24 protein-coding genes, 1 tRNA gene and 1 pseudogene are annotated in these 26110 nt (G+C 72.6%); 16 read left to right on the top strand and 10 right to left on the bottom strand.

The window, feature by feature from the left end:
• Positions 1-5: 5 nt before the first annotated feature.
• Positions 6-1334 carry a D-arabinono-1,4-lactone oxidase gene (locus QCD66_RS01700; RefSeq protein WP_375736399.1) on the bottom strand — a complete coding sequence of 443 codons (1329 nt, stop codon included), beginning with the start codon at positions 1332-1334 and terminating at the stop codon, positions 6-8.
• Between the two features lie 232 nt (positions 1335-1566).
• Here QCD66_RS01700 and QCD66_RS01705 point away from each other — a divergent pair, with 232 nt between their 5' ends.
• A complete protein-coding gene (locus QCD66_RS01705; RefSeq protein ID WP_375736406.1) occupies positions 1567-2127 on the top strand; it encodes a TetR/AcrR family transcriptional regulator in 561 nt (186 codons plus the stop codon).
• A gap of 36 nt (positions 2128-2163) precedes the next feature.
• Here the strand turns inward: QCD66_RS01705 and QCD66_RS01710 are convergent, their stop codons facing one another.
• The gene (locus QCD66_RS01710; RefSeq protein ID WP_375736398.1) at positions 2164-3369 is read right to left on the bottom strand and encodes an amino acid deaminase/aldolase; all 1206 of its coding nucleotides are present in this window, start codon (positions 3367-3369) and stop codon (positions 2164-2166) included.
• 331 nt (positions 3370-3700) lie between these two features.
• On the opposite strand from QCD66_RS01710, the gene tmk reads away from it, so the two are divergent.
• The 5 genes from tmk to QCD66_RS01735 all read left to right on the top strand — a co-directional run bounded on the left by tmk (position 3701) and on the right by QCD66_RS01735 (position 8427).
• Positions 3701-5785, top strand: coding sequence for a dTMP kinase (gene tmk, locus QCD66_RS01715; protein WP_375736405.1), 2085 nt, complete (start codon positions 3701-3703; stop codon positions 5783-5785).
• Positions 5782-7008: a DNA polymerase III subunit delta' gene (locus QCD66_RS01720; protein WP_364214616.1), complete on the top strand. Its 1227-nt coding sequence runs from the start codon at positions 5782-5784 to the stop codon at positions 7006-7008. The genes tmk and QCD66_RS01720 overlap by 4 nt, the downstream gene beginning before the upstream one ends.
• A gap of 115 nt (positions 7009-7123) precedes the next feature.
• Positions 7124-7450 (top strand): YbaB/EbfC family nucleoid-associated protein, encoded by a 327-nt coding sequence (locus QCD66_RS01725; RefSeq protein WP_375734997.1) that lies wholly within the window; start codon positions 7124-7126, stop codon positions 7448-7450.
• A complete protein-coding gene (locus QCD66_RS01730; RefSeq protein WP_375734996.1) occupies positions 7451-7756 on the top strand; it encodes a hypothetical protein in 306 nt (101 codons plus the stop codon).
• On the top strand, positions 7756-8427 hold the full coding sequence (locus QCD66_RS01735; protein ID WP_364214607.1) for a hypothetical protein: 672 nt from the start codon (positions 7756-7758) through the stop codon (positions 8425-8427). Before QCD66_RS01730 ends, QCD66_RS01735 begins: the two co-directional genes overlap by 1 nt.
• Positions 8428-8457: 30 nt before the next feature.
• On the opposite strand, the gene QCD66_RS01740 is transcribed toward QCD66_RS01735, so the two are convergent.
• From QCD66_RS01740 to QCD66_RS01750, 3 genes are all read right to left on the bottom strand, one after another.
• Entirely contained in the window at positions 8458-8700 is a 243-nt protein-coding gene (locus tag QCD66_RS01740) for a type II toxin-antitoxin system RelE/ParE family toxin (protein ID WP_375734995.1), read from the bottom strand.
• Entirely contained in the window at positions 8697-8993 is a 297-nt protein-coding gene (locus tag QCD66_RS01745) for a type II toxin-antitoxin system Phd/YefM family antitoxin (protein WP_364214601.1), read from the bottom strand. The genes QCD66_RS01740 and QCD66_RS01745 overlap by 4 nt, the downstream gene beginning before the upstream one ends.
• 150 nt (positions 8994-9143) lie before the next feature.
• Complete coding sequence (locus tag QCD66_RS01750) at positions 9144-10625, bottom strand: hypothetical protein (protein WP_375734994.1); 1482 nt, start codon at positions 10623-10625, stop codon at positions 9144-9146.
• A 209-nt stretch (positions 10626-10834) separates the two neighbouring features.
• Between QCD66_RS01750 and QCD66_RS01755 the strand changes: the two genes are divergently transcribed.
• Complete coding sequence (locus QCD66_RS01755; RefSeq protein WP_364214595.1) at positions 10835-11683, top strand: regulatory iron-sulfur-containing complex subunit RicT; 849 nt, start codon at positions 10835-10837, stop codon at positions 11681-11683.
• A gap of 18 nt (positions 11684-11701) precedes the next feature.
• On the opposite strand, the gene QCD66_RS01760 is transcribed toward QCD66_RS01755, so the two are convergent.
• The gene (locus tag QCD66_RS01760) at positions 11702-13429 is read right to left on the bottom strand and encodes a metallophosphoesterase family protein (protein ID WP_375734993.1); all 1728 of its coding nucleotides are present in this window, start codon (positions 13427-13429) and stop codon (positions 11702-11704) included.
• A gap of 95 nt (positions 13430-13524) precedes the next feature.
• Here QCD66_RS01760 and QCD66_RS01765 point away from each other — a divergent pair.
• From QCD66_RS01765 to QCD66_RS01785, 5 genes are all read left to right on the top strand, one after another.
• Positions 13525-13600, top strand: a tRNA-Thr gene (locus QCD66_RS01765).
• A 421-nt stretch (positions 13601-14021) separates the two neighbouring features.
• Entirely contained in the window at positions 14022-15803 is a 1782-nt protein-coding gene (locus tag QCD66_RS01770; RefSeq protein WP_375734992.1) for a bifunctional metallophosphatase/5'-nucleotidase, read from the top strand.
• Between the two features lie 158 nt (positions 15804-15961).
• Entirely contained in the window at positions 15962-16465 is a 504-nt protein-coding gene (locus QCD66_RS01775; protein WP_375734991.1) for a DUF2231 domain-containing protein, read from the top strand.
• The gene (locus QCD66_RS01780; RefSeq protein ID WP_375734990.1) at positions 16462-17073 is read left to right on the top strand and encodes an Hsp20/alpha crystallin family protein; all 612 of its coding nucleotides are present in this window, start codon (positions 16462-16464) and stop codon (positions 17071-17073) included. Before QCD66_RS01775 ends, QCD66_RS01780 begins: the two co-directional genes overlap by 4 nt.
• Complete coding sequence (locus QCD66_RS01785) at positions 17067-18239, top strand: glycosyltransferase family 9 protein (RefSeq protein ID WP_375734998.1); 1173 nt, start codon at positions 17067-17069, stop codon at positions 18237-18239. Before QCD66_RS01780 ends, QCD66_RS01785 begins: the two co-directional genes overlap by 7 nt.
• 20 nt (positions 18240-18259) lie before the next feature.
• Here QCD66_RS01785 and QCD66_RS01790 read toward each other — a convergent pair.
• Together QCD66_RS01790 and rfaE2 are read right to left on the bottom strand one after the other, a co-directional pair.
• Positions 18260-19108, bottom strand: a pseudogene (locus QCD66_RS01790) (glycosyltransferase family 2 protein); the annotation flags it as partial.
• Positions 19092-20627 carry a D-glycero-beta-D-manno-heptose 1-phosphate adenylyltransferase gene (rfaE2, locus tag QCD66_RS01795; RefSeq protein ID WP_375734989.1) on the bottom strand — a complete coding sequence of 512 codons (1536 nt, stop codon included), beginning with the start codon at positions 20625-20627 and terminating at the stop codon, positions 19092-19094. The pseudogene QCD66_RS01790 and the gene rfaE2, both read right to left, overlap by 17 nt.
• Positions 20628-20749: 122 nt before the next feature.
• On the opposite strand from rfaE2, the gene QCD66_RS01800 reads away from it, so the two are divergent.
• A complete protein-coding gene (locus tag QCD66_RS01800) occupies positions 20750-21298 on the top strand; it encodes a type 1 glutamine amidotransferase domain-containing protein (RefSeq protein ID WP_364214576.1) in 549 nt (182 codons plus the stop codon).
• 55 nt (positions 21299-21353) lie between these two features.
• On the opposite strand, the gene QCD66_RS01805 is transcribed toward QCD66_RS01800, so the two are convergent.
• On the bottom strand, positions 21354-22655 hold the full coding sequence (locus tag QCD66_RS01805; protein WP_375734988.1) for an MFS transporter: 1302 nt from the start codon (positions 22653-22655) through the stop codon (positions 21354-21356).
• 133 nt (positions 22656-22788) lie between these two features.
• On the opposite strand from QCD66_RS01805, the gene QCD66_RS01810 reads away from it, so the two are divergent.
• Entirely contained in the window at positions 22789-23277 is a 489-nt protein-coding gene (locus tag QCD66_RS01810; RefSeq protein WP_375734987.1) for a MarR family winged helix-turn-helix transcriptional regulator, read from the top strand.
• Complete coding sequence (locus tag QCD66_RS01815) at positions 23274-24908, top strand: MDR family MFS transporter (RefSeq protein ID WP_364214567.1); 1635 nt, start codon at positions 23274-23276, stop codon at positions 24906-24908. Before QCD66_RS01810 ends, QCD66_RS01815 begins: the two co-directional genes overlap by 4 nt.
• Positions 24909-24941: 33 nt before the next feature.
• Here the strand turns inward: QCD66_RS01815 and QCD66_RS01820 are convergent, their stop codons facing one another.
• Positions 24942-25436, bottom strand: coding sequence for an NUDIX domain-containing protein (locus QCD66_RS01820; RefSeq protein ID WP_375734986.1), 495 nt, complete (start codon positions 25434-25436; stop codon positions 24942-24944).
• Positions 25437-25523: 87 nt separating this feature from the next.
• On the opposite strand from QCD66_RS01820, the gene QCD66_RS01825 reads away from it, so the two are divergent.
• On the top strand, positions 25524-26102 hold the full coding sequence (locus tag QCD66_RS01825; protein WP_375734985.1) for a hypothetical protein: 579 nt from the start codon (positions 25524-25526) through the stop codon (positions 26100-26102).
• Positions 26103-26110: the final 8 nt, after the last annotated feature.

The following is a 26110-nucleotide window of genomic DNA, read 5'->3' on the forward strand; positions in this document are numbered from 1 at the left end:
CGCCGTCAGGCGCCCAGCACCCGTGCCGTGTAGTCGTTGGCGAAGATGCGGCGCGGGTCGAGCCGGTCGCGTACGGCCAGGAAGTCGTCGAAACGGGGATACGCCGGCCGCAGCGACGCGGCGTCGCGGTAGTGCAGTTTGCCCCAGTGCGGCCGACCGCCGAGTGCCTGCGCGACCTGTTCGAAGGCCCGGAAGTACGGCTCGTACGGCATGCCGACGTACTGGTGCACGGCGACGTACGCCGACTCGCGTCCGTAGCCGTGCGACAGCCAGATGTCGTCGGCGGCGGTGAACCGCACCTCCACCGGGAAGAGCACCTTGAACGGCAGCCCGTCGACGATCTTCCGGAGGGCGGCCAGGGCCTCGGGCAGGGCGGCGCGGGGCAGGCCGTACTCCATCTCGGTGAACCGGACCCGGCGCGGGGTGCAGAAGACCCGGTCGGAGCGGGCGGTGTAGGTGCGGGCGGTCAGCGCCCGGGCCGAGACGGAGCTGAGCGTCGGCGCGAGGTGGGGCACGGCACGGCCGAGCCGGCAGACGCCGGCGAACACGGTGTTGGACAGGAACTCGTCGTCGAGCCAGCCACGCAGCCGGGGCAGCGGCTGGTCGTCGGCGGGCACCCGGTTGTTCGTCTTGACCTGGACCCGGTCGGTGTACGGGAACCAGTACATCTCGAAGTGGTCGTTGCCGGCGACGTACGTCTCGAGTTCGGCGAGTACGGCCGGCAGCGGTGCGGGCCGTTCGTGGGCCCGGAGCACGAACGCGTCGGCGCAGCGCAGGGTGACCTCGACCAGCACCCCGACGGCGCCGAGGCCGACCCGGGCGGCGGCGAAGACGTCCGGGTTCTCCGCCGTCGAGCAGCGCAGCACCGCGCCGGTGCCGGTGACCAGGGTCAGCGCCTCGACGAAGGTGGACAGGCAGCCGTAGCCGGCGCCGGTGCCGTGGGTGCCGGTGGCCAGCGCGCCGGCTATCGTCTGTTCGTCGATGTCGCCGAGGTTGGGCATGGCGAGCCCGTGCTCGGCGAGCAGTTCGTTGAGCGCCCGCAGTCGGGTGCCGGCCCGTACGGTGACCAGCCGGGCCGACCGGTCGACCCCGACCAGGCCGGCGAGCCGGGTGAGGTCGATGCGGTGTGCGTCGGTGCGGGCGATGTCGGTGAACGAGTGTCCGGAGCCCACCGGCTTGATCCGCTGGCCGGCGACGGCGGCGGCATTGACGGCGGCGACTACATCATCGACGCTGCCCGGTATGAGTACCGAGGCGGCGGTGGCGTGCTGGTTGCCGGCCCAGTTCGACCAGGTGTTGCCGGTCGTGGACCCCGTTGTGACGGTGCCTCGCATGGGACCCTCCGGAGTCCGCCCAGAGAACGTGAGTAGCCTTCATATCAGGCCCACTGATATGAGTAAACACCGTCGATGCGGGTCGTTCGTTGATCCTGGTGACGTTCTCATCCGGAACGACCGACGACCGATCTTTGAAAGGGAGTGGCGACGAGTGGCGACATCTACCGTCACCGCCGGACCCCTGCGCCGGGTGCCGGTGCAGGGACGCAGCGTGGCCCGGGTCCAGCGGATGCTCGACGCCTGCGCCGTCCTGGTCGACGAGGTCGGCTACGACGGCCTGACCACGACCCTGCTCGCCGAGCGGGCCGGGGTCGCGATCGGGTCGGTCTACCAGTTCTTCCCCGACAAGCGGGCCATCGTGCAGGCGCTGACCCTGCGCAACATGGAGGCGTACCTCCAGCGGCTGTCCGCCAGATTCGGCCAGGGCGACCTCGAGAACTGGTGGGACGGCGTCGACGCCGGCATCGACGAATACATCTCGATGCACCGGTCGCTGCCCGGCTTCCGTACCCTGCACTTCGGCGACATCGTCGACGTGCACCTGCTCGACGACGAGCGCGACAACAACGCGGTCATCGCCGAGGAGTTGGCCCGGGTGCTGGTCGAGCAGTTCGGGGTGGCCGACGAGCCGCGTCTGCGCTTCGCGCTGGAGATCGCGGTCGAGTCCGCCGACGCCCTGATCAAGCTGGCGTTCCGGCGCGACCCCGAGGGCGACGACGAGGTGCTCGGCGAGGCCAAGGCACTGATCCGGGAATACCTGCACCGGCACGTCGACGTCAGCACCACCTGACCGGCCGGCGGGCCGTGCCGCCCGCCCGGCCACCCGCTAGAGGAACGCCTGGTCCTCGCCCCGGTAGGTCGGCACCGTGTCCACGATCCGGTCGCCGTCGACCAGGTGCAGCTCGCGTACGTGCTCACTCAGCTCACCGGCTTTGGCGTGGCGGAACCACACCCGGTCGCCCACCCGCAGCGAGTCGGCGGCCGCCCCGGTCAGCGGGGTCTGCACCTCGCCCGCCCCCTCGGTGCCGGTCAGCCGCAGCCCGGCCGGCAGCCACGGTGTCGGCAGCCGGCTCGCCTCGGCCGGCCCGGACGCGATCCAGCCGCCGCCGAGCACGGTCGCCACCCGTGGCGCCGGGCGGCGTACGACCGGCAGGGCGAAGAACGCGGCGGGCGCCGGCCGCCACGCCCGGTAGGCGTCGAACAGCGTGGGCCCGAAGAGGCCGGAGCCGGCGGCGACCTCGGTGACCGAGCTGTCGGCGCCGGTCGCGGCGACGCTGCCGGTGCCACCGCCGTTGACGAACTCCAGGTCGGCGTGGTCGCGTACCGCCGCCACCGCGGCGGCCCGGCGCCGCACCAGTTCCCGGTACGACCGGCGCTGCACCGCCCGGATCGCCGTACCGCGCAGGGCCTGCCCCGGCGGCATGTCGCCCAGCCCGGCGATCTGCGCCTCGTACGCCATCAGCCCGACCAGCCGGAACCCGGGGCGGGCGGTGATCAGCGCGGCGAGCGTGCCGGCCGCCGCGGGCGTGTGCACCGGCGAACGGCGTACCCCCAGGTGCAGCCGCCCACCGAGCGGCCGCCAGGAGGCGTCGAGTTCGAGGCAGACCCGGATCTCCGGCCGGCGGGCCGGGGGAGCGGCGGCGTCGACCGCGTCGAGTTGCTCGACACTGTCGACGGTGATCGTGACGGCGGCGGCGAGGTCGCCGTCGGCGGCCAGTTCGGCGAGCGCCTGCCGGTCCGCGCTCGGGTACGCCACCAGCACGTCCCTGGTGACGCCGGTGCGGACCAGCCAGATCGCCTCCGCCACCGTGTACGCCATCACCGTCTGCCAGCCGGGCGTGGCCAGCGCGCGGCTGAGCAGGGCCCGGCTGCGTACGGACTTGCTGGCCACCCGTAGCGGCTTGCCGGCCTGCCGGGCGAGCGTGGCGGCGTTGGCGTCGAAGGCCGATAGGTCGATCACCGCGATCGGCGGGTCGAGGTGCGCGGTCGCCCGGTCGAGCCGGTCGCGCAGCAGGTCACGTTCGGTGGGCACGACAGCACGCTAGCGGGCCGCCGATCAATGCGAAATACCTTCGTGTATTAATCATCGTTGCGCCGCTTCGGCCGGCCGATCAGGGGAATGTCGGGGACCGGCCTGATGGGCCCCGCCGTTAGAGTGTCATCCGGGGGAGCCCAGCGATGGGCCGGCACGCGGAGGTACGGCCATCGACACGCAGGCGAGCGGCTCGGCAGACGGCGATCAGACCGGAGACAACAGGTCGGCATCCACCGGGAAGGCGAAGTCCTCGGCCGGGATGGAGATGTCCGGTCTGCCGGCGTTACGGTCCGTGCTGCGGATTCGCCCGTTCCGCCGGCTCTGGGCCGTGCTGGGGGTCGCCTCCCTGGGCGACTGGCTCGGCCTGCTCGCCACCTCGGTCTTCGCCGCCACCCAGGTCGAGAGCGACGCCGCCAAGGGCCTCGCGTTCGGCGGCGTCATCGCCGTACGCCTGCTGCCGGCCCTCGTCCTCGGCCCGATCGCCGGCATCCTCGCCGACCGCTTCGACCGCCGCTACACGATGGTCATCTGTGACCTGCTGCGGTTCGTGCTGTTCGCCTCCATCCCGCTGGTGGCGCTCCTGGGCGCGAGCGGCGGCGTCACCGTCACCTGGGCGGCCGTCGCCACCTTCCTGATCGAGGCGGTCACGCTGATCTGGATCCCGGCCAAGGAGGCCGCGGTCCCCAACCTGATCCCGCGGGCCCGGCTGGAGGTCTCCAACCAGCTCACCCTGATCACCACGTACGGCATCACCCCGGTCCTGGCCGCCGCCGTCCTGGCCGCCCTCGACCGGACGGTCCGGGGCATCTCCTCCGGCGAGCCGCCGGCCTGGGTCGAACCCGCACAGCTGGCCCTCTACTTCAACTCGCTGTCCCGGCTCGCCACCGCGCTCGTCGTCTTCTTCGGCATCAAGGAGATCAGCGGCCGGGGCGGTCGGCCGGACGGCCCCGGCCAGAGCGTGATGAAGCAGTTCGTCGAGGGCTGGCGGTTCATCGGCAAGACCCCGCTGGTCCGCGGCCTCGTCCTCGGCATCTTCGGCGCCTTCGCCGGCGGCGGCATCGTCATCGGCACCGCCCGCTTCTTCACCAACTCGCTCAGCGCCGGTGACGCCGCCTTCTACCTGCTCTTCGGCTCGATCTTCGTCGGCCTGGCGATCGGCATCGGCCTCGGCCCGATGGTCATCCGGGAGCTGTCCCGGCGCCGCTGGTTCGGCATGAGCATCGTGCTCGCCAGCGCCTCGGTGCTCCTGCTCGCCGCGGCGATCCACCTGTCGATGGCCATCCTCGGCGCGATCCTGGTCGGCGCCGGCGCCGGCATGGCGTTCCTGGCCGGGACCACCCTGCTCGGCGGCGAGATCGCCGACGAGGTCCGGGGGCGCGTCTTCGCCGTCGTGCAGACCGGTACCCGGATCGTGCTGATGCTCGCCATCTCGCTCAGCAGCCTGCTCGTCGGGGTCGGCGGCTCCCGCGAGCTGCGGATCGCCGATCTCGGGATCTCGATCTCGTCGACCCGCCTGCTCCTGCTCGCCGCCGGTGTCTTCGGCATCTTCGCCGGCATCAGCGCCTTCCGGCAGATGGACGACAAGCCCGGGGTGCCGGTGCTGCCCGACCTGTGGGGTTCGGTCCGGGGGCGGCCGCTGTCGGTCGGCGAGTCGTTCGCCCGCAGCGGCCTGTTCGTCGTCTTCGAGGGCGGCGAGGGCGCCGGCAAGTCGACCCAGGTCAACCGGCTGGCCGCCGCCGTGGGCGAGCAGGGGCACGAGGTCGTGGTGACCCGGGAACCCGGTGCCACCGACATCGGCGTGCGCATCCGTACCCTGCTGCTCTCCGACGGGAGCGGCCCGTCGGCCCCCTCGCCCCGCGCCGAGGCGCTGCTCTACGCCGCCGACCGGGCCCACCACGTCGCCACCGTCGTACGGCCCGCCCTCGCCCGGGGCGCCGTCGTCGTCAGCGACCGGTACGTCGACTCGTCACTGGCCTACCAGGGGGCCGGCCGTACCCTGCCGGTCGACGAGGTCTCCTGGCTGTCGTCGTGGGCGACCGGCGGGCTCAAGCCCGACCTGGTCGTCCTGCTCGACGTCGACCCGGCGGTGGGGCTGGCCCGGGCCGCCGGGCGGGGCACGGCCGCCGACCGCCTGGAGAGCGAGTCGGTCGCCTTCCACGAGCGGGTCCGGTACGCCTTCCTCGACCTGGCCGCCGCCGACCCGAAGCGCTACCTGGTGCTCGACGCCGCACTGCCGGCCGACGACATCGCCCGGGCGGTCGCCGCCCGGGTCACCGAACTGCTCGCCGGTCACGGGACCGATCCCGGCGACCGGACCCGCGCGGACGGCGAGACCGAGCCCGTCCGGCCGCCGAAGCCGCCCCAGGACGATCGGATGTCGATGGCGGACAACGCGGTGGAGGCGGGCCGATGAGCCTCGGCGTGTTCGCCGAACTCGTCGGCCAGGACGAGGCCGTCGAAACCCTGCGCCGGGCCGCCGCCGACGCGGCCGGCATCGTCCGGGCCGCCCACGAGGACGGTGCCGACGGAAACGGCGCGGCCGGCCCGGGCACCGGCGCGATGACCCATGCCTGGATCTTCACCGGGCCGCCCGGTTCGGGCCGCACAGTCGCCGCCCGGGCCTTCGCCGCCGCCCTCGAATGCGTCCACGGCACCGGCTGCGGCGACTGCACCGGCTGCCACACCACGCTCGCCGGCACCCACGCCGACGTACGGTTCGTGGTGCCCGAGGGGCTGTCGATCGGTGTCGGCGAGATGCGCGCCCTGGTGCTGCGCGCCGCGAGCACCCCGGCCGGCGGCCGCTGGCAGGTGGTCGTCGTCACCGACGCCGACCGGCTCACCGAAGCGGCCGGCAACGCCCTGCTCAAAGCGGTCGAGGAGCCGCCACCACGGACGGTGTTCCTGCTCTGCACGCCGTCCACCCACCCCGACGACATCTCCGTCACCATCCGCTCCCGGTGCCGGCTGGTCCCGCTGCGCCAGCCTCCCGCCGAAGCGGTCGCCGCGGTCCTCGGGGCCCGCGACGGGATCGACGCCGAGGTCGCGCGGTGGGCCGCCGCGGCGGCCCAGGGCGACGTGGGCCGGGCCCGGCTGCTGGCCCGCGACCCGGAGGCCCGCAAGCGCCGCGACGCCGTGCTCGCCGTACCCCGCCGGCTCAGCAGCGTCGGCGCCTGCTTCGACGCCGCCTCGGCACTCATCGAGGCCACCGAGGCCGAGGCGGCCGCCTCGGTCGCCGAGTCCGACGCCGCCGAGCGGGCCGCACTGGAGACCGCGCTCGGTGCCGGTGGCACCGGCCGGGGCGCCGCCGGCGCGGCCCGTGGCTCCGCCGGACAGATCAAGGAACTCGAACGCCGGCAGAAGTCGCGGGCCACCCGGGCCCAGCGCGACGCCCTCGACCGGGCCCTGGTCGACCTGGCCGGTTTCTACCGCGACGTGCTCACCACCCTGCTGCGCGCCCCGGTCGCCCCGGTGCACACCGACACCGCACCGCTTGCCGAGGCGGCCGCCGAGAAGTGGACCCCGGAGAGCACGCTGCGCCGCCTGGAGGCGGTGCTCGCCTGCCGGGAGGCGATCGGGGCCAACGTGAAACCCCGCATCGCCGTCGAGGCGATGATGCTCGCCCTCTGGCGCGGCTGACCGTCCACCGGCCATCCCGGGCTCGACGGCCACGGGGTATCGCAACCGCAGCCCGACCGGTACGGTTCGGTGCCGTACCGCAACCGGAGCGGCACATCGGGTGAGGAGCCTGTGCATGGCGCGCGAGATCGACGAGGCATGGATCGAGGAGGCGGTCGAGCGGCACCGCCGCATCGAGTCACTCCGGGCCGAGTTCGACAAGGCGGTGCAGGGCGTCGAGGTGACCGTGCGCTCGCCCGACGGGCTGATCGAGGTCGTCGTCACCGCCGCCGGCGTCATCACCGATGTCCGCATCCCCGGCACGCTCCACAACCGGGCCAACACCGAGGTCGCCCGCTCGATCCACGCGGCGGTCACCGCCGCGGCCGACGCCGCCCGCTGGGCCCGCGAGAAGCTGCACGCCGAGACGTTCACCGACTACCCGCCGCTCGGGAGGTCCTGAATGGACAGCCTGCAGCAGGCCGCCGACCGGTTCGACGCGGCGGCCGGCAACCTGACCGACGCGGCCCGCCGCATCGCCGTCACCGGAGCCGCCGGCGCCGACCTCGGCCCGCCCGGCCCCGGCCGGCTCGGCGACCTCACCCGTGACCTGCGCGACCAGTGGCTCGTCGCGGCCGGCGCCCGCTGCGACGAGGCCACCACCGCCGCCACCCGCCTCGCCGAGGTCGCCGACACCCTGCGCCAACTCGCCGGCCACTACACGGACACCGACGACGCCGCCCGCCGGCGGCAGCCCGAGGAGACCTGATGGACGCGCTCGACCAGCTCGTCCGGGCCGGCGCCGGACTGCTCGTCCGGGTCGACGACATCCTCGCCCGATCCGGTGCCCCGGACGGCGACCCGGTCTGGCCACTGCTGCGCCGCCTACGGGCCCTGCCCGGCGAGGCGGTCCGCGCGGTCGCCGCGTTCGACCCGGCACCGCTGGCCACCGCCGGGTCCGCGCTGCACGACCTGCGCCCCGGCTACGCCCGCGGCCACGCCGCCGTCGCCCGCGGCGTCGACTGGACGGGCGGCGGTGCCGACAGCTTCGAGGCGCACCGTACGGCGCTCGCCACCCACCTGTCCGACGACCCGGACGGGCTGACCGGCCGGCTGGCGGCGACGGCGACGTACGCCGAAGCGGTCGCTGAATGGCTGGCGGGGAGCAGGGCCACGCTGGCCCGTACCCTGGCTACCGTGCTGACCTGCGCCGAAGCGGTCACCCTGACGGCGGCGGCTCCGGCCGGAGCCGGCCCGGACAGCGACGACGCGCTCGCCGCGGCGCGCGTCGGCACAGTCCTGCTCCAGGCCGTGGCCGACGTGTACGAAAGCGGCGAGGCCCTGCTCCGGCGGCACGCGTCCGGCCTGGCCGAAGTGCCCTACCGGGCCCCTGCGGACCCGCCGCCCGGCCACCACACCGACCTCCGCCTCCCGCTCTGACCGGACGGCGGGAGCCGGTGCCACGGCGGATCAGTTGTAGACATCCTTGCGGTGCCCGACCGCGTGCACGGTGAGCGTGTCGCCGTCGATCCGGTAGACGATCCGGTAGTCACCCACCCGGAGCCGCCGGCCCGACCCGTCCCGCATGGCGGTCGAGTTCGGCGGTTGCGGGTCGGCGACGAGTTCGAGCATCGCGCCGAGCACGGTCAAGAAGACATTGCGTGGCTGCTTGTGGAGCCAGACGAGCACTTCGCGATCGACCTCGACCTTCATGCGGCCGCGCGCCCCCGGTCGGCGAGTAACGCCTGTACCTCTTCGGGGTCGACACCGAGCGACTCCAGAGCGGCGGCCAGCGGGACGAACTCGCCGTCCGCACGGGACCGGGCGATCGCCTCGGAGTCCTTCCGGTCCCGGAACGCTTCCAGTTCCTCCCACTCCTCAATGCCGATCAGGACGGCCACCGGCCGCTCGTACTTCGTGATGATCACCGGCTCTTGGTTGCGTTCGAGGCTTTCCAGGATGCGCCCCGCGCCGTCCCGGAATTCGCGCAGAGAAATGGTCGCCATACGATGAATGGTACCGTGCGGTACCGGCTGAGGTGCCAACTATTTGGCGGTCCGCGTACTGACCTCGAGTAAGCCCTTCGGGTCGCACCTCGAGTAAGCCCTTCGGGCCGCACACCGGGGACGTGTGCGGCCCGAAGGCGGGGGAAGGAATCAGGTCGTACGGCGCCGCCGGCTGGCGACCAGCAGACCGCCGCCACCGGCGAGCAGCAGCAGGCCGGCGCCCGCCACCACCCCGACGTTCACGCCGGTGACCGGCAGGCCGCCGCCACCACCGGCGTTCGGCGGGGGCGTGGACGGGCTCGGGCTGGCCGCCGGTACGGGGGCCACGGCCGCGGCCTGGAGCAGGCCAACTCCGACGTCGACGACGCTGCGCCGTTCGGTGTTTCCGTTCGTGTCCCGGCTCGGTGGGCCGCTCAGCACCTGCAGGCGCAGCGAGGCGGCGTTCGCGTGTACGGCCTGGTCGGTGATCCGCTGTTCGAGCTTGCCGACGGACAGGCGGACGAGCGCGAGGTCGCCGCCGAGCACGGGCAGCCGCTCCGGAATGCCACCGATGATCTCTCCGGCGGGGGGCAGGTCCGGCAGGCCGGGCAGCCCGGGTACGCCGGGCAGGGCGAGCGGTCCGGCGGCGGCGCCGGTGCGGGCCTGGTCGGGGTCGAGTTCCTTCAGCAGGCCGTCGAGCGGGTTGCTGCCGACCAGCGGCACGTCACCGGATTCGGCGGCCGCCCGTGCCCCGGGCAGTCCGAGGGCGCGGGCCGGCAGGGCCAGGTCGACGTACTCGCCGGGCGACTCGATCCGGGCCGAGGCGATGCCGGCGGCGGAGATCTCCAGGATCGGCGCGTCGTACTGCACGGTGGCGCTGTCCCGCGTACCGGCGGTGGTGACCCGCAGCGTAGGCGGCTTGATCACCTTGACCACGATCTCGGACGACGAGCCGGCGAAGAGCCGCACCTCGCTGACCCCGATCGAGGCGGCGCCGACCGAGCGGACCGCGCCGCCCTCTTCGGCCAGGCCGGTGGTGCTGGTGCTCGACAGGTTGTTCGGCACGCTGACCAGTGCCCGACCGAACGGGCCGGGCAGCACCTTGGCGCTGGCGATGCTGGCCGACGACAGTGTCGTCTGGCCGACCTTCTTTCCGCAGGCCATCGCCTCGTCCCACTGGGCGTGGGCCTTGAGTTCGCCGACGCCGAGCGACAGCACGCCGAGGTCGGCTCGGGCCAGTGAGCGGGTGGCCGGCTCGGCGTTGGTCGGCGGGGCCTGCTGGTGCAGCGGCCGGGTCAGCGGGCCGAGCGGCAGGTCGATGCCGAGCAGGTCGGCTTCGAGCAGTCGGGCCGCGGCACCCGAGTTGACTTCGGCCTGGGCGTTGAGCCCGGAGTTGGCCGAAGCCAGCCGTACGTCGGCGACCGGGCCGAGAGGCAGGCCGAGCGGACGCAGGTCGAGCAGGCCGAGCTTGACCAGTTCGGCGCTGGCGAGGGCGCCGTACGCGGCGGGATTGGCGCACACGGGGTCCGCGGCCGCGGGCGTTATCGCCAGGGCGGGGCTGACCAGGGCGCCGGCGAGACCGGCGACAGTGAGTCCGGCGAGGCGCCGGCTGCGCTTGGGCAGGGTGGTACGGGCGGACTGGGCGTCCGTCATCGACATCCTCCGGTGACCGGGAACCAGGGGGCGACGGCATACGGCGGTATGCCGTCGGCACCGCGTCAGACGGTGTCTACTGATCGATCCCAACGACGGCCCCGCCCTCGGGTTGCGGACAAAAAGTAAGTCCCATTCATACGGTCAGCGCGGATCGTCCGAATGGTCAGTGTTCTCCGGTTGCCCGTGTCCGTCGTAGGGTGTGGTGCATGGGGATGCTCTGCGCCGTCAGCTTCAACCGATACGGGCGCCTCTACTACCTCGACCCCGGCGACCTGCACCCCGTCGTCGGTGACAAGGTGCTGGTCCCCACCGACGACGGCACCGAGGTCGCCGAGTGCGTCTGGGCCGCCCAGTGGGTCGACGAGGAGACCACCGGTTTTCCCAGGCTGGCCGGCATGGCCACCGAGAGCGACCTGCGCCGCGACGAGACGCAGCGCAAGCGGAAGGCCGAGGCCAAGGTCGCCGCGAAGCGGCTGATCCGCGAGCACGGGCTGCCGATGAAGGTGGTGGCGGTCGACCACACGCTCGACCAGGCCGGCGGCCCGTCGGCGGGTGGCGGCGCCCGCACCACGATCTACTTCACCGCGCCGCACCGGGTCGACTTCCGGTCCCTGGTCCGCGACCTCGGCGCCACCCTGCACTGCCGGGTGGAACTGCGGCAGCTCTCCGCCCGCGACTCGGCCCGGGTCCAGGGCGGCATCGGGTCCTGCGGGCGCGACCTGTGCTGCGCCACCTTCCTCAACGACTTCGAGCCGGTGACCATCCGGATGGCGAAGGACCAGGACCTGCCGCTCAACCCGCTGCGGATCTCCGGCGCCTGTGGCCGGCTGATGTGCTGCCTGAAGTACGAACACCCGCTCTACCAGCAGTTCCAGGCTTCCGCACCGTCGATCGGATCCCGGGTTTCGACGCCGGAGGGCGACGGGCGGGTGGTCGCGCACAGCGTCCCGCGCGACTCGGTCACGGTCCGGCTGGACGCCGACGGCTCCCGCTGCTCGTGCAGCCGCGCCTCGGTCTGCGGTCCTCGAAAGGCCCACGACGAGCACTACGGCTGAACCGGGCGCCCGGCCGCGTCAGCGGATCGTGAACGGCTCCTCGGCGAGCCGTACGGTCAGCGGGGTTTCCGGCTCCAGCCACGGCGCGTCGTACGGGCCGTCGGGGTTGGGCCGCCAGCGGCGGCAGACCTTGTCGACGGCGACCGGATAGCCGGTCAGCGTGCCGTCGGCCGCGATGTGCAGCCGCAGGAAGCTCTTGGCGTCCTCGATGCCCTGCCCGGCGAAGAGTTCGTTCAGGTTGACCTTGAACTTGCTGGCGACCAGCAGGTACGCGGCCGTCACCTGGCTGGCCACCAGCCCGGCCACCGGCGCGTAGAGCAGGGCGGCGACGAGCAGTGGCAGCGGCCATGCCCAGTCGTGGAACGGCAGCCGCAGCCAGACCAGGGTGCCGCCGATGGCGAGCGCGATGTGCGCCAGGCCGTGGGCGGTGCCGAGGATCCAGTGCGGCGTACGGCGGCTGCCGGACGCGCTCGGCGGCTTGGCGAACAGGGCCGCGCCGAGCAGGGTCGTGATCAGCACCAGGGCCAGCGGGATGCTGAAGAGCCGCTGTTCGGTGCCGCTGACCCGCTCTTCCGCGAAGCTGGTCATGGCGAGCAGCAGCAGGGCGTGGAGTCCGCCGAGCAACGTGGTGAAGCCGGGGTTGCGCAGCGGCAGCTTGCCGAAGATGCCCCAGCCGAGCCGGCGGGACTTCCGCGCGGTCGGGTAGCGGGCGGCGAGGTCGTACTCCTGCGTGGTGCTGGACCGGCGGGCGAGCGTGCGGCGCGGCGGCACCTCGATCCGTTCCGGCAGCTTGTGGGTGGGGTAGAGGTAGGCGCCACCGCCGCCGCAGGTGACCAGCTCGCGGTCCGGGCCGGAGTAGCGGGCGTAGTGGTGCAGGTCGCCGGAGACGATCAGGCGGACCTGCGCCCCGGTCGGCTTGATGACGGTACGGATGAAGTAGTCGACCGCGTCGTACGCCTGCGGTTCCTCGACGGCCTTGACCCAGGTCGGTGCCGGTACGGCGAGGATGACCCGGTCGTCGGGGCCGAGCCGGGTGGCGGCCTTCTCGAAATAGCTGAGCTGCGGATCGTCGAGGTATGCCCCGAACTGCTCGTCGATGGCGAACAGCCACCAGTTGGCCGGCAGTTCGACGGCGAAGTACGAGCGGGACTGCTTGGTCCGCCAGCCGCCGATGCTGGCGTCGCGGTGCCGGGTGAACAGGCGCAGGAAGGCGGTCAGCCCGTCGTACCAGTCGTGGTTGCCGGGCACCGCGTAGAGGCTCGGCCGGGGCTCGGCGCTGCCGGGCAGCGCTGCCTGGTACGGCCCCTTGCAGCGGTCCTCGTACGCCGACCCGCTCGCGGTCGGATAGACCTGGTCGCCGCCCATCAGCAGCACCTGGCCGCGCGGCAGTTGCCGCCCGTCGATCTCCAGCTCGGGGCGGCCCAGCAGGTACGCCACCGAATAGGTGGCGTCGAAGCCGTCACCGAGGTCGGCGACGTAGTCGAGCCAGAGTTCGCCGTCGGTGCCGGCCTCTTCGAGCACGTCGCCGGGCAACGCGTTCTGGAGTTCGCGCTTGTCGAGATAGGCGCCGAACAGGATCGCCAGCAGCGTACGCAGACCGGTGCTGAGCAGCAGGAACGGGCCGAGCCAGGGGACCGGCCCGCGTGGGGTGAAGCCGAGTTCGTGCGGGTCGAGGCTGCGCGGCCGGGGGCGCCCGTCGTGGTTCGGTTCGACCGGTGGGGGTGGTGTGGCGCGGTCATCCGTCACGGATCGGCAGCCTAGCCGCTGTGCGGGGTGCGGTGCGCCCGTCGGTCGTCGGGTCGCGTACACTGGTCCGGCGCGGTGCACCAGCATGCGCGCGTGCCGCCTTAGCTCAGTCGGTAGAGCACGATACTCGTAATATCGGGGTCAACGGTTCGATTCCGTTAGGCGGCTCCAGATGAAGCGCCCCACCGGTCGGTGGGGCGCTTTTTGATGCCACCGGGCACCCGGTTCACGGCGCGTTGGCGTATCGTTCATCGCGCTTGCCGGCCATCCATTCTTGTTACCAGTTAGTTATGAAGGTCACTGGTTGAGCGCGGATCGGGCGCGACGCTACCGGTTGGTCCGGCTTTCCGGTCGGATGGAACCTCCTAAATGGTCATTGGTGCGCTATGTCGGCTCTGTCAGCCTTGAAGGCTTTGGTCGAGTATCGCAACCAGCCGTAACAGCGCTCCGTCTTGACGTGCGCGCCGAGATTCCCGATCGTGACGGTCGACGTCTTCACCCGCGACTCCCGGCCCCGCACCATCGGGGCCGCGTCACGCGTCGGCACCGGCGGCTGTCGATCCGGTGGACCGGCGCGGCAACAGGAGGATTCATGCGCAAGTCACCCCTGCGCGCGTTCGGCGCGGCGACCGGCGCCGCGCTGCTCGCCATGGGTGCGATGGCGACACCCGCGAGTGCCGCCCCGGCCACGACCGAGATCCAGATTCTCGGCTTCAACGACTTTCACGGCCGCCTGGAGGCCACCACCGCCACCCCGCCCGTCGGCGGTGCCGCCCAGCTTGCCGGCCTGATCAATTCGCTGCGTACGGAGAACCCGAACACGCTCGTGGTCTCCGCCGGCGACAACATCGGCGCCTCGCCGTTCATCTCCGCCGTGCAGCAGGACAAGCCGACGCTCGAATTCCTCAACGCGATCGACCTCGACGTGTCGGCGGTCGGCAACCACGAGTTCGACAAGGGCTTCGCCGACCTCGACGGCCGGGTGAACGACCTGGCGAACTTCCCCTACCTCGGGGCGAACGTCTACAAGGGCGGCTCGCCGGCGCTGGAGGAGTCGTTCGTCAAGACGGTCGACGGGGTCAAGGTCGGCTTCGTCGGCGTGGTGACCGAGGAGACCGCGTCGCTGGTGTCTCCGGACGGGATCGCCGGCATCGAGTTCAAGGACCCGACGACCGAGGCCAACCGGGTCGCCGCGAAGCTCAAGGCCGAGGGTGCCGCCCTCGTCGTGCTGCTCGCCCACGAGGGCTCCGAGGCCACCGACTGCGCCGGGGTCGCCAATGAGGCCACCGACTTCGGCAAGATCGTGAAGGGCGCGAGCGCGAACATCAACGCCATCGTCTCGGCGCACACCCACCGGGAGTACAACTGCTCCTACCCGGTCACCGGGCTGGGGCACGAGCGGGTGGTCCTGCAGTCCGGCCAGTACGGTGCGCTGCTCGGCCAGCTCAACATCACCGTCACCGACGGTGCGGTCACCGCGATCGAGGCCGAGAACGTGCCGGTCAGCGGCATCACCCCGGACCCGGCGGTCGCCGAACTGGTCGCCAAGGCCAAGGCCGAGGCCGACGTGATCGGGCTGGTCGAGGTCGGCGAGATCACCGCCGACATCACCCGGGCCAAGAACGCCGACGGCTCGGAGAACCGTGGCGCCGAGTCGACGCTCGGCAACTTCATCGCCGACGTGCAGTTCGAGCAGACCAAGGCCGACGGCCGTGGTGGCGCCCAGATCGCCTTCATGAACCCGGGCGGCCTGCGGGACGACCTGCTCAAGGGCGACGACGGCGTGGTCACGTACGCCGATCTGGCGGCCGTCCAGCCGTTCGCCAACGACCTGGTCACGGTGACCCTGACCGGCGCGCAGATCAAGTCGGCGCTGGAGCAGCAGTGGCAGCCGGCCGGCTCCAGCCGCCCCTACCTGCACCTCGGCGTCTCGAAGGGCTTCAGCTACGTCTTCGACCCGGACGCCGCCGCCGGCAGCCGGATCGTCCGGATGACGCTGAACGGCACCGCCATCGACCCGGCCGGCACCTACCGGGTGACGATCAACTCGTTCCTGGCGTCCGGCGGTGACAACTTCGCCGCGCTGGGCGAGGGCACCAACCGGACCACCACCGGTGACAACGACCTGACCATGCTGGTCGCCTACTTCGAGGCGAACAGCCCGATCACCGCAGACACCGCCAAGCGGGCCGTGCACGTCGACGACGCGCCCCCGGCCGGTGGCGGCGGTGGCGGCGACGACCCGGGCCTGCCGGTCACCGGTGCCGCCACGACGGGCATCGTGACCGTCGGCCTGCTCCTGCTGATCGGTGGCGTCGTCGCGGCGTACTTCGCCCGGCGCCGGCGGGTCGTGCTCACCACCCCCGAGGACTGACCTCCCCGAGGGCCGAACGACCGTTTCGACACGCGGGTGGCCCGCTCTCCGACCGGAGAGCGGGCCACCTCCGCGTTTGTGTCTCCCCTCGACGGGTACGGCAGTGGCCCACGCCGGGGCTGTCGCGGCCGCGCCGGCCGAGGCTGGGAGAACGACCAATGGAAAGCCGTCTCAAGGTGCTGGGCCATCCGGTCCATCCAATGCTGGTGACACTGCCGGTCGGGCTGTTCGTCACCGCCGTGATCTTCGATGTCATCGACGTCGCTGGCGGACCACGGATCCTCGGCGAGGTCGCGTACTGGAACATCAGTGTCGGCCTGATCGGCGGCATCCTCGCCGCCGGCGCCGGGGCGGTCGACCTGCGGGCCATCCCGCGCAACACCCGGGCCAAACGGATCGGGGTCATGCACGCCCTGGTCAACACGGCGATGATCCTGCTGTTCGCGGGCGTCTGGGTGGTCCGGACGGCCGCCGACCAGCGGGTGGCCGGCGGCGGGCTGCTGGCCATCGAGATCGTGGCCATCGCCGGCACCGGGGTGGCCGCGTGGCTGGGCGGCGAACTCGTCGACCGGCTCGGCGTCGGCGTCGACCGGGCGGCCGACCTGAACGCCCCCAACTCGCTGTCCGCCACCCGGCTCGGTCGCGCAGGGGGCGACCGGTGAACCAGTCGTTGCTGAAGGCGCGCCCCGAGTGGGGCTGGAATCCGGTCGAGGACCTGCGGACGCTGCGGACCGGGCTGAACCGGGTGCTGGCGACGCTGACCGGTGGCCGGATCGGCCGCTCGGACGCGGAGATGACCCCGACCGACGGCGGCTACACGGTGGTCGTACGGCTGCCCGGTGTCGCGCCCGAGGAGGTCGCCGTCGAACTCGACGACCGGGAACTGTGCGTTCGCGCCCGGACGCCGGAGGAGGTCGACGCCGACAACGGCATTCCGGACGGCGCCGGTTCCAGCCGGGCCTTCGAGCACCGGATCGACCTGCCCGCCGACGTGGACCTGTCCCGGGTCGACGCGGTGATGGACCACGGGCTGCTCACCGTCACGCTGCCCCGGGGCACCCGGGTGCTGCGCCGTACGATCGTCGTCGGCCGCCGGCAGTACGACCCGGAGCGGCCCGCCGGGGCGCGACCGGAGCCGGCGGCGCGGACACCACCACCCGAGCCGAAGTCCCCACCCGGTCCGGTCACGATCCCCGATCCGGTCGCCGACCGGGAGATGCACCGGCCGGACGTGTCGTTTCCCACCGCCGGCGGGCAGATCGGCTGGTGACCGGCACCGGCCTCGTCGAGGGGGTACGCCGGATCGGCGTACTGCGGGCCAACGCCCTCGGCGACTTCATCTTCGTGCTGCCGGCCCTGGAGGCGCTGCGGGCCGCGTACCCGGGGGCGGAGCTGGTGCTGCTCGGCGCCCCCTGGCACGCGGACTGGCTCACCGGCCGGCCCGGTCCGGTGGACCGGGTGGTCGTCGTGCCGCCGACCGGCGGCGTACGCGGGCCGGTCCCCGGTGAACCCGATCCGGCCGGGCAGGAGGCGCGCTTCGCGGCCCTCACCCGGCGGGAGGGTTTCGACCTGGTGCTGCAACTGCATGGCGGCGGGCGCAACAGCAACCCGTTCGTCCGCCGGCTCGGCGCCGGGCTGACCGCCGGCCTGCGCGCCCCCGACGCGCCGCCGCTGGACCGCTGGCTCCGCTACGTCTACTACCAACCGGAGGTCGTCCGCTATCTGGAGGCGGTCGCCCTGGTCGGCGCGGAGCCGGTCACGCTGACCCCGTCGATCGGGGTCACCACCGCCGACCGGGAGGAGGCGGCGGCGGTCGTCGGCGTTCCGGCCGCCCCGCGGGCCGTGTTGCATCCGGGTGCCAGCGATTCCCGGCGCCGCTGGCCGCCGGACCGGTTCGCGCAGATCGCCGACCGGCTCGCGGCCGACGGGTTCGAGGTGCTGGTCACCGGTACGCCGGCCGAACGCGACGTGGTCGAGGCGGTCCGCGCCGCCGCGCGTGCCCCGGTCCGCCCGCTGGTCGGCGTGCTGTCGCTGGGCGGCCTCGCCGGCCTCTTCGCGGACTGTGCGGTGGTGGTCTCCAACGACACCGGCCCGGTGCACCTGGCGGCGGCGGTGGGGACGCCGACGGTCGGGATCTACTGGATCGGCAACCTGATCAACTGTGCGGCGGGGGTGCGTGGCCGGCACCGGGCGCTGGAGTCGTGGACCGTCCACTGCCCGGTCTGCGGGCTGGACTGCACCCGGGACCTCTACCCGGACCGGCCCGGCGGCGGCAGCACCTGCGACCACCGGGAGTCGTTCGTCGCCGAGATAACGGTGCGCGAGGTCCTCGACGCCGTGGAGGACCTGCTCCGGCACGCCCGGACTCAGCCGGCGCGGCTCGGCACGCCCGGCCCGGTCGCCGGCAGGCCGGCCGGCCCGGTCGCCGGCGGGTAGTCCGCGCCGGCCCCGTCGCCGAGCACCACCTGCCAGCACTCCACGCCCCGGTCGGTGAGCGTGGTCGGCGACTCCAGGTGGAAGGCGCCGCTGGGCAGCACGCCCGCCGCGCCGTCGCGCTCCATCACCCGTAGCTGCGCGGCCACGTCCTCGCCCTGATGGTCGGCGGGCACCCGGGGCCAGAAGTCGAACCCGCCGGCGCGGACGAGCCCGGCCCGGTCGAAGAGGACGCAGCCGCCGATCCAGGCGACCTTGTAGGCCCGCCACTGCCCGGGGCCGAGGCCGAGCCGGTCGGCGATGTGCAGCAGGTTGGCGGCGGAATGCAGCCGCCACCGGTCCCAGCCGGGCCCGCCGGAACGGATCCGTTCGGGTTCCGGCCGGCCGGGCCACTCCTCGTACGCCGCCTGTTCCGCCGGCCGCAGGTCATCCAGATAGGACAGTCCCTGTACGGCGTTGCCGACGAAGCCGCAGCCGAGCCGCCCGATGGCGGTGACCAGCCGGTCCACCGCCCCGGGTTCGAGCCACACGTCGTCGTCGAGGAAGAGCACGTAGCGGGCCGCCGAACCGGCGAGCAGGAAGGCCCGCTGCTCGGCCATGCCCCGCGCCGGCAGATGCCGGGCCAGCAGCACCGGATGGCCACGGTGGCGCAGCACCCGGGCCATCGCGGCGGCTGCCGGATGCGCCCATGACGGCTCGCCGTCGGACTGGTCGCTGACCAGCACCCCGAATCCGGCCGGGCCGGGCTGTCCGGCCAGCCCGGACAGCGTGGTGGCCAGTTCGGCGGGCCGGTTCCGGGTCGGGATGAGCACGTCGAGCAGCCGGCCGGCCCGGAAGGCGGCCGGCTCGCCGGGGTCAATCGGCCGGGTCAAGGCTGCCAACCCTGCTCCTGGACCGGATCCGCTCGATGATCGCCGAGGTGGAGCGGTCCGGTACGTACCCGAGGATCCGTACCTCGCCGCCGAGCCCACGGACCAGGGGAGCCTCGGGGACCAGATCGGGCGGGTAGTCGCCGCCCTTGACGTACACCTCGGGCCGGACCGCGCGCAGCAGGTCGGCCGGCGAGTCCGCGGCGAAGGTCACCACGTGGTCCACACACGACAGCGCGGCGAGCACGGCGACCCGGTCCTCGACCGCGTTCACCGGCCGGTCGCGCCCCTTCAGCCGGCGGACGCTGTCGTCGGAGTTGACCGCCACCACGAGCACGTCGCCGAGTTCGGCCGCCTGTTCGAGGAACCGGACGTGGCCGCGGTGCAGCATGTCGAAGCAGCCGTTGGTGAAGACGATCCGGGCGCCGGCCGTCCGCCGCCGGTCGACCGCGGCGACCAGGGCGGCGGCGTCGACGACCGGACGCCGGGTGGTGCCGGTCGGGCCGGGCGCGGCGACCAGCCGGTCCCGGTCGCAGACGCAGGTGCCGGGACCGTCCAGGGTGCGGCTGGCGGCCGACTGCGCGATCCCGGCGGCGACCCCGGCCGGCACCCCGGTGGTCAGGGCCAGGGTGATCGCGGCCAGGTAGACGTCGCCGGCACCGACCGCGTGGCTCGCCGGCACCGGGTCGGCATGGCTGCGGTACGGGCTCCCGACCCCGTCGCTGACCACGGCCCCGTCGACGTCGAGGGTGAGCGCGACGACGTCGGCCCCGGTCCGTCGGCGCAACTCCGGCAGGTACGACTCGGCCAGCGCCACCCGCTCCGCCGACCCGGCGGCCGGCCCCGGCGGGCTGCCGGGGGGTGGCCCGGAACCGGGCCGCAGCGCCGCGTGTGCCTCGCCGAGGCTCGGGGTCACCACCGTCGGGGCGAGGCCGCCCCAGGGGGTCAGGTCGTGCGCGTCGAGCGCGACGGTGTCGAAGCGGTGCCGGTGGGCGAGCAGCCAGGCGCGTACCGGCCCGGGCAGCGCGCCCAGCCCGTAGTCGCAGATCACCAGGGCGGCGCCGGGGCCGGTGACCTCGTCGACGGTATCGGCCAGCGCGTCGAGGAGCAGCCGTACGGCGTCGTCCGGCAGCGGCCCGGTCGGCCCGCCCTCGTCCTCCCGTACCAGGATCTGGTCGGCGGCGAGCAGGCGGCGCTTGACCGGGGTGGGGTGGCCGGGGCGGAGCAGGGTGTGGTCACGTACCCCGGCCCGGTCCAGGCAGGCGCGGACCTCGCCGCCGGCGGTGTCCGCGCCGACCGGCGCGACCAGGGTGGCCCGGGCGCCGAGCGCGGCGACGTTGACGGCCGTGTTCGCCGCCCCGCCGGCGCTCGCCAGCCGGTGCCGCAGGGTGAGTACGGGGGCGGGCGCCTCGCGGCAGAGCCGGTCGGTGTCGGCGAACCGCCACTCGTCGAGCATGGCGTCGCCGACGACCAGCACCTCCCGGTCAACCCAGTTGTCGACGACGGCGGCGACCTCTGACATGCCGCTGCGCATCCCCGCCGGTGCCGCGGGTCAAACGTGAGGCGGACGACGCGGGCCGGTGTTTGGGCCACCGACCTGCGGAGATTGAAAAAGGGAGCCACCGACGAGACGGGAGATCAACCATGGGTACGACACTTCAGGGCCGCCGGATCGCCTTCCTCGCCACCGACGGCGTCGAGGAGATCGAACTGACCGAGCCGCGGGCGGCGGTCGAGGAGGCCGGTGCGACGGCCGACCTGATCTCGTTGAGTTCCGGCACCATCCAGGCGTTCGAGCACCTCGACAAGGGCGGCACCCACGGGGTCGACCGGGTGGTGGCCGACGCCGATGTCGCCGACTACGACGCCCTGGTGCTGCCCGGCGGCGTGGCGAACCCGGACTTCCTGCGTACGGACACCGACGTACGGCGGTTCGTCCGGGGGTTCTTCGACGCGGGCAAACCCGTCGCCGCCATCTGCCACGCGCCGTGGACGCTCATCGACGCCGGGGTGGTCGAGGGGCGCACGCTGACCTCGTGGCCGACCCTGCGTACGGATCTGACGAACGCCGGGGCCACCTGGGTGGACGAGGAGTGTTTCGTCGACCGGGGGCTGGTGACCAGCCGGAAGCCGGACGACCTGCCGGCCTTCTGCCGCACGATCGTCAAGGAGTTCGCCGGGGCACGTAGCTGAGCCTGCCGTGGGGCCGTCCCGGGCGCCGGTCGGCTCCCGGGGCGGCCCCGCCGGGTCAGGACGGGGCTGGGCCGCTGCCCGCCTTTGCCGCCCAGGCCGCGTCCTCGGCCTCCTTGCGGGCCCGTCCCTCGCGCCCGTCGTAGCGCAGGAACGACGGCATCAGGGCGGCCAGGGCCACGGTGCCGAGCACGCAGAGCACCCCGCCGGAGACGATCGAGCCGTTGATGCCGAGCCAGCGGGCGGACAGGCCGGAGCGGAGCTGCCCCAGCAGTGGGCCGGTCGTGTACGACAGCATCTCGATGCCGGCGAGCCGGCCGCGCAGGTGGTCGGGGATGGTCTGGTTCCAGATGATCATGCGGAAGAGGCCGGAGATCATGTCGGCGGCACCGGCCAGGGCGAGGAAGAGCACCGCCAGCCAGAGCGTGTCGACCACCCCGAAGCCGATGATCGCCAGACCCCACGCCCCGGCCGCGAGCACGACCATCAGCCCGTGCCGGTGCACGTACCTGGTCCAGCCCGAGCTGACCGTGGCGACCAGCGAGCCCACCGCCGGGGCCGCGTAGAGCAGGCCGAGCACCGCCGGGCCGCCGAACTTCTCCGCCATGAACGGATACAGCGCCTGCGGCATGCCGAAGAACATCGCGTTGATGTCGACCAGGTAGGTGCCGAGCAGTTCGGGGCGGCTGCGGGCGTACCGCAGGCCGGTCACCACCGACCGCAGCGACGGCCGGTCGGCGTCCGGTGGCGGCGGCACCGCCCTGATCAGGGTCAGGAAGACCAGTGACACGGCCAGGGTGCCCATGGTGATGGCGTACACCCAGGTCAGGTCGACCGAGGCGATGAGAATGCCGGCGACACCCGGTCCGCCGAGTTGGGCCACCTGCATCCGTAGCGCGTTGAGCGAGCTGGCGGCCGGGATCTCCTCGGGCTTGACCAGCCGCGGCGTCAGGCTCTCCATCGCCGGGCGCTGTACGCCGTCGACCGCCGCGGTCAGCGCGGCGACCAGGTAGAGCAGCCACAGGTGCGGCTCGTCGGACAGCGAGTTGAGCAGCAGCACCCCGCAGAGCGCGGTGAAGGCGACCTCGCCGCCGATGACGATCAGCCGCCGGTCGAGGTAGTCGGCGAGCGCGCCGCCGACGAAGGCCATGAAGAGCAGCGGTACGAGTTCGAAGACGCCGATCAGGCCCACCAACAGCGGATCGTCGGTGATCAGGAAGACCTGGTAGGGGATCGTGACGTAGGCGATGAACGCCCCGAACGCGGAGATTCCGCTGGCGGCGAACTGGAACCGGTAGTCGCGTGAGGTCTTCAGCGGGGTGACGTCCAGCGCCACGCGCCGGAACAGTCCCCATTTCACGCACGAGATGTTGACCGACCGCCGGGCGCCGTGTCGAGCGGGTTTTCCATGGGCCGTATCACAACCGGTTCCGTGGGTAAGCCAGCGTCGCTGATGGCAGAGTGCTTGTAGCAAGCAAGCTTTTGGGGTGGCGATGCAGACGACACACGACCCGGACGCCGGATACGTTGAACTCGGCCGGTCGATCGGGCTGTTCTACCGGCGGGTCAACCTGCTCTACCAGCGGCTGCGTCCCGACCAGGGCCTGGAGCGGTCCGCCTACACGCTGCTGAGCCGGCTCGGCTCCGCCGGCCCCGCCCGGCTCACCGCGCTCGCCGAAGACCTCGAACTCGACCTGTCGACGGTCAGCCGTCAGGTCACCGCCCTGGAGACCAGAGGACTGGTGACCCGTAGCCCCGATCCCGCCGACCGCCGGGCGAGCGTCATCACCGCCACCGCCACCGGCGTCGAGTCCTACCGGCGCTACCGCGCACAGTGGGTGGCCGCCCTGCGCGACGCCCTCGCCGACTGGACACCGGACGAGCGCGACGAGTTCGCCCGCCTGTTCGCCCGCCTCAACGAATCGATAGCCGTACCGCCCGCCGTGCCGGCACCGGCGAACAACGGGGAGAACGCACCATGACCACCGTCGACCAGACCGCCACGCCGCGGCTGACCCACCGGCAGATCCTGCTGCTGATGGTCGGGCTGATGACCGGCATGCTGCTCGCCGCGCTCGACCAGACCATCGTCGGCACCGCCCTGCCGACCATCGTCGGCGAGCTGGGCGGGATCAACCACTACTCCTGGGTGGTGACCGCCTACCTGCTGGCATCCACCGCCTCCACCCCGCTCTACGGCAAGATGGCCGACCTCTACGGCCGCCGGCCGGTCTTCCTCTTCTCCATCGGCACCTTTGTCCTCGGCTCGCTGCTCGCCGGCTTCGCCCAGGACATGACCCAGCTCATCGTCACCCGGGGCATCCAGGGCATCGGCGCCGGCGGCCTGATGACACTCGCCTTCACGATCATCTCCGACGTGGTGTCGCCCCGGGAGCGCGGCCGCTACCAGGGGCTGTTCGGCGCGGTCTTCGGCGTCTCCTCGGTCGCCGGCCCGCTGGTCGGCGGGTACTTCGCCGAGACCGACTGGCGGTGGATCTTCTTCATCAACGTTCCGCTCGGCGTGGTCGCCATCCTCGTCTGCTATCAGGTCATGAAGTTGGTCCCGTTCCAGCGCCGGGACCACGCGGTCGACTGGCTCGGCGCGGCCCTCATGGTCGCCGCCGTGAGCTGCCTGCTGCTCGCCCTGAGCTGGGGCGGCAACGAGTACGCCTGGGGTTCGCCGGTCATCATCGGCCTGTTCGTCGCCGGTGGCGTGCTGTCGCTGCTGTTCCTGTTCCAGGAATCCCGGGTCGCCGAACCCATCCTCTCGTTGCGGTTCTTCCGCATCCCGACCTTCGCCCTGGCCAACGCCGCCGGCTTCGTGCTCGGCCTGGTGATGTTCGGGTCGATCATCTTCATCCCGCTCTATCTCCAGATCGTCAAGGGCGCCTCACCCACCCGCAGCGGCCTGCTGATGCTGCCGATGATGGCCGGCGTCATCGTCACCTCGGTGCTCTCCGGCCGGGCGATGAGCCGCCGGGGCCGCTACAAGTGGTTCCCGGTGGCCGGCTCCGTCGTACTGCTGGTCGGCATGCTGCTCTTCACCCGCCTGGAGGTCGACACCTCACTCTGGCTCGCCTTCGGGTTCATGGTCGTCATCGGCGTCGGCCTGGGCCTGTGCATGCAGTCGCTGGTCCTCGCCGTACAGAACGGCGTACCACCCCGCGACCTCGGCGCCGGCACGTCCGCGGTCACCTTCTTCCGCTCGCTCGGCGGCTCGTTCGGCGTCGCGATCCTCGGCGCGGTGCTGTCCGCCCGGCTCACCACCGAACTGGCCGACCGGATGCCGGGGGCGATCGCCCAGCTCCCGCCCGAGCAGGCGGCGGCCTTCGCCGGCGCCTCCAGCACGAGCTTCTCGGTCAACGAGCCCTCGGTGATCCTCGCCCTACCGGACCCGATCCGGGCCGCCGTCCAGGAGTCGTTCGTCGACTCGCTGCACGTCGTCTTCCTGGTCGCCGGGCTGATCGCCATCGTCGCCGTCGCGGTCACCGTCCTGCTGCCCGACCACGAACTGCGCGGCGCCATGCCCGCGGCCAGCGACGACGCCCTGCGCAAGGAGCCGCACGACGACGCCGCCGCCGAGATGGAAGCCAAGTCGCAGACGATGATCTGACGCCTACTCGCTTCGCTCGCTCACGCTGGCCGCTCACTTCATCAGCAGTTGGCCCGTCTCCTCGAACGTCGCCAGGTCGGCGAGGACCTCGGCCACCACCGGGGAGATCGGCGCGGGTACGGCGTCGGCGGCGAAGAAGCCGGCGTCGGTGCTCTCCGTCGTCATCCGGGCCAGCTCGCCCGCCCATCGGTCGACCCGGAAGGCGACCACGAAGAGCTGGTAGTTGTGGCCGTACATGTTGGTGTGGGTGTAGTCCGGGCCGGTGTAGAACGCGAACGGCGTCACCTCGGTCGCGGTCAGCCCGGTCTCTTCCCACACCTCACGTATCACGCAGTCCGAAATCGACTCGCCCAGCTCCATCGCCCCGGCCGGCAACGCCCAGATCCCGTTGTCCGAGCGCTCGATCAGCAGCACCCGGCCACCGTCGTCACGGACCACGGCCCGCGACCCGACGAACATCAGGGTGCGGTCGCCGGCAAGCGCGCGAAGCTGCCCCAGGTAGGACTCCGCCCACGGAAGGTACGCCATCAGATCACCTTAGAGGCGGCCGATGACCGCGCGGCGGCCCGCCGGACTGGGCAGTGGGCGGGGTGCGCGATCGGTAACGTGCGGGGCATGGGTGAGACCATGGTCGGGTTCGGTTACAAGCAGGCGTGGCTCGCGGTCCGGGACGGCGACCCGGCGGCGGTGGTCACCGTACTCGGACTGCGTGACCTGGGCACCGTGCCCTGGCGGGACGGCATCGACCTGGCCTACCTGACCGACGACCGGCTGGTGCTCACCCCGCCGCTGCCCGGCGCCCGTGTCTCACACTGGCTGCTGGCCACCGGACGCTGGCTGCTCGGCCCGCGCTCCGCCGTCGACGTCATCGAACTGTCCGCGATCATGCAGACCGAGGTGCAGTTCTTCGCCACCTACCGGGTGTCCGAGGTGCACCGCTGGGAACGTGCCGTCGACGGCGTGTCGGTCCGGGCGTTCGGCTACATCGGCGAGACCGGCGAGGTCACCGAGTGGCGCGGCGACCCCGACGACGCCGAACGGGCGATCGGCCTGCCACCGGAGGTCGACACCGACACCGACATCCTCGTCGCCGAGGACGACGTCATGCGGCTGGCCCGGGCCTGGAGCGTCGACCCGACCTCGCTGGACGGCCAGCCGGCACCGGGCCCGCTGCGAGCCACCGCCTGCCCCTGACCGGGCCG

This window comes from Polymorphospora sp. A560 (assembly GCF_045781765.1).
In the GTDB taxonomy this organism is placed as follows: domain Bacteria; phylum Actinomycetota; class Actinomycetes; order Mycobacteriales; family Micromonosporaceae; genus Polymorphospora; species Polymorphospora lycopeni.

Bases quoted from the DNA above. Each gene is read 5' to 3' on its own strand.
- QCD66_RS01700 (WP_375736399.1), bottom strand. From the start codon at position 1,334: ATGCGAGGCACCGTCACAACGGGGTCCACGACCGGCAACACCTGGTCG.
- QCD66_RS01705 (WP_375736406.1), top strand. From the start codon at position 1,567: ATGCTCGACGCCTGCGCCGTCCTGGTCGACGAGGTCGGCTACGACGGC.
- QCD66_RS01720 (WP_364214616.1), top strand. From the start codon at position 5,782: ATGAGCCTCGGCGTGTTCGCCGAACTCGTCGGCCAGGACGAGGCCGTC.
- QCD66_RS01725 (WP_375734997.1), top strand. From the start codon at position 7,124: ATGGCGCGCGAGATCGACGAGGCATGGATCGAGGAGGCGGTCGAGCGG.
- QCD66_RS01730 (WP_375734996.1), top strand. From the start codon at position 7,451: ATGGACAGCCTGCAGCAGGCCGCCGACCGGTTCGACGCGGCGGCCGGC.
- QCD66_RS01735 (WP_364214607.1), top strand. From the start codon at position 7,756: ATGGACGCGCTCGACCAGCTCGTCCGGGCCGGCGCCGGACTGCTCGTC.
- QCD66_RS01740 (WP_375734995.1), bottom strand. From the start codon at position 8,700: ATGAAGGTCGAGGTCGATCGCGAAGTGCTCGTCTGGCTCCACAAGCAG.
- QCD66_RS01745 (WP_364214601.1), bottom strand. From the start codon at position 8,993: ATGGCGACCATTTCTCTGCGCGAATTCCGGGACGGCGCGGGGCGCATC.
- QCD66_RS01750 (WP_375734994.1), bottom strand. From the start codon at position 10,625: ATGACGGACGCCCAGTCCGCCCGTACCACCCTGCCCAAGCGCAGCCGG.
- QCD66_RS01755 (WP_364214595.1), top strand. From the start codon at position 10,835: ATGGGGATGCTCTGCGCCGTCAGCTTCAACCGATACGGGCGCCTCTAC.
- QCD66_RS01770 (WP_375734992.1), top strand. From the start codon at position 14,022: ATGCGCAAGTCACCCCTGCGCGCGTTCGGCGCGGCGACCGGCGCCGCG.
- QCD66_RS01775 (WP_375734991.1), top strand. From the start codon at position 15,962: ATGGAAAGCCGTCTCAAGGTGCTGGGCCATCCGGTCCATCCAATGCTG.
- rfaE2 (WP_375734989.1), bottom strand. From the start codon at position 20,627: ATGTCAGAGGTCGCCGCCGTCGTCGACAACTGGGTTGACCGGGAGGTG.
- QCD66_RS01800 (WP_364214576.1), top strand. From the start codon at position 20,750: ATGGGTACGACACTTCAGGGCCGCCGGATCGCCTTCCTCGCCACCGAC.
- QCD66_RS01810 (WP_375734987.1), top strand. From the start codon at position 22,789: ATGCAGACGACACACGACCCGGACGCCGGATACGTTGAACTCGGCCGG.
- QCD66_RS01815 (WP_364214567.1), top strand. From the start codon at position 23,274: ATGACCACCGTCGACCAGACCGCCACGCCGCGGCTGACCCACCGGCAG.
- QCD66_RS01820 (WP_375734986.1), bottom strand. From the start codon at position 25,436: ATGGCGTACCTTCCGTGGGCGGAGTCCTACCTGGGGCAGCTTCGCGCG.
- QCD66_RS01825 (WP_375734985.1), top strand. From the start codon at position 25,524: ATGGGTGAGACCATGGTCGGGTTCGGTTACAAGCAGGCGTGGCTCGCG.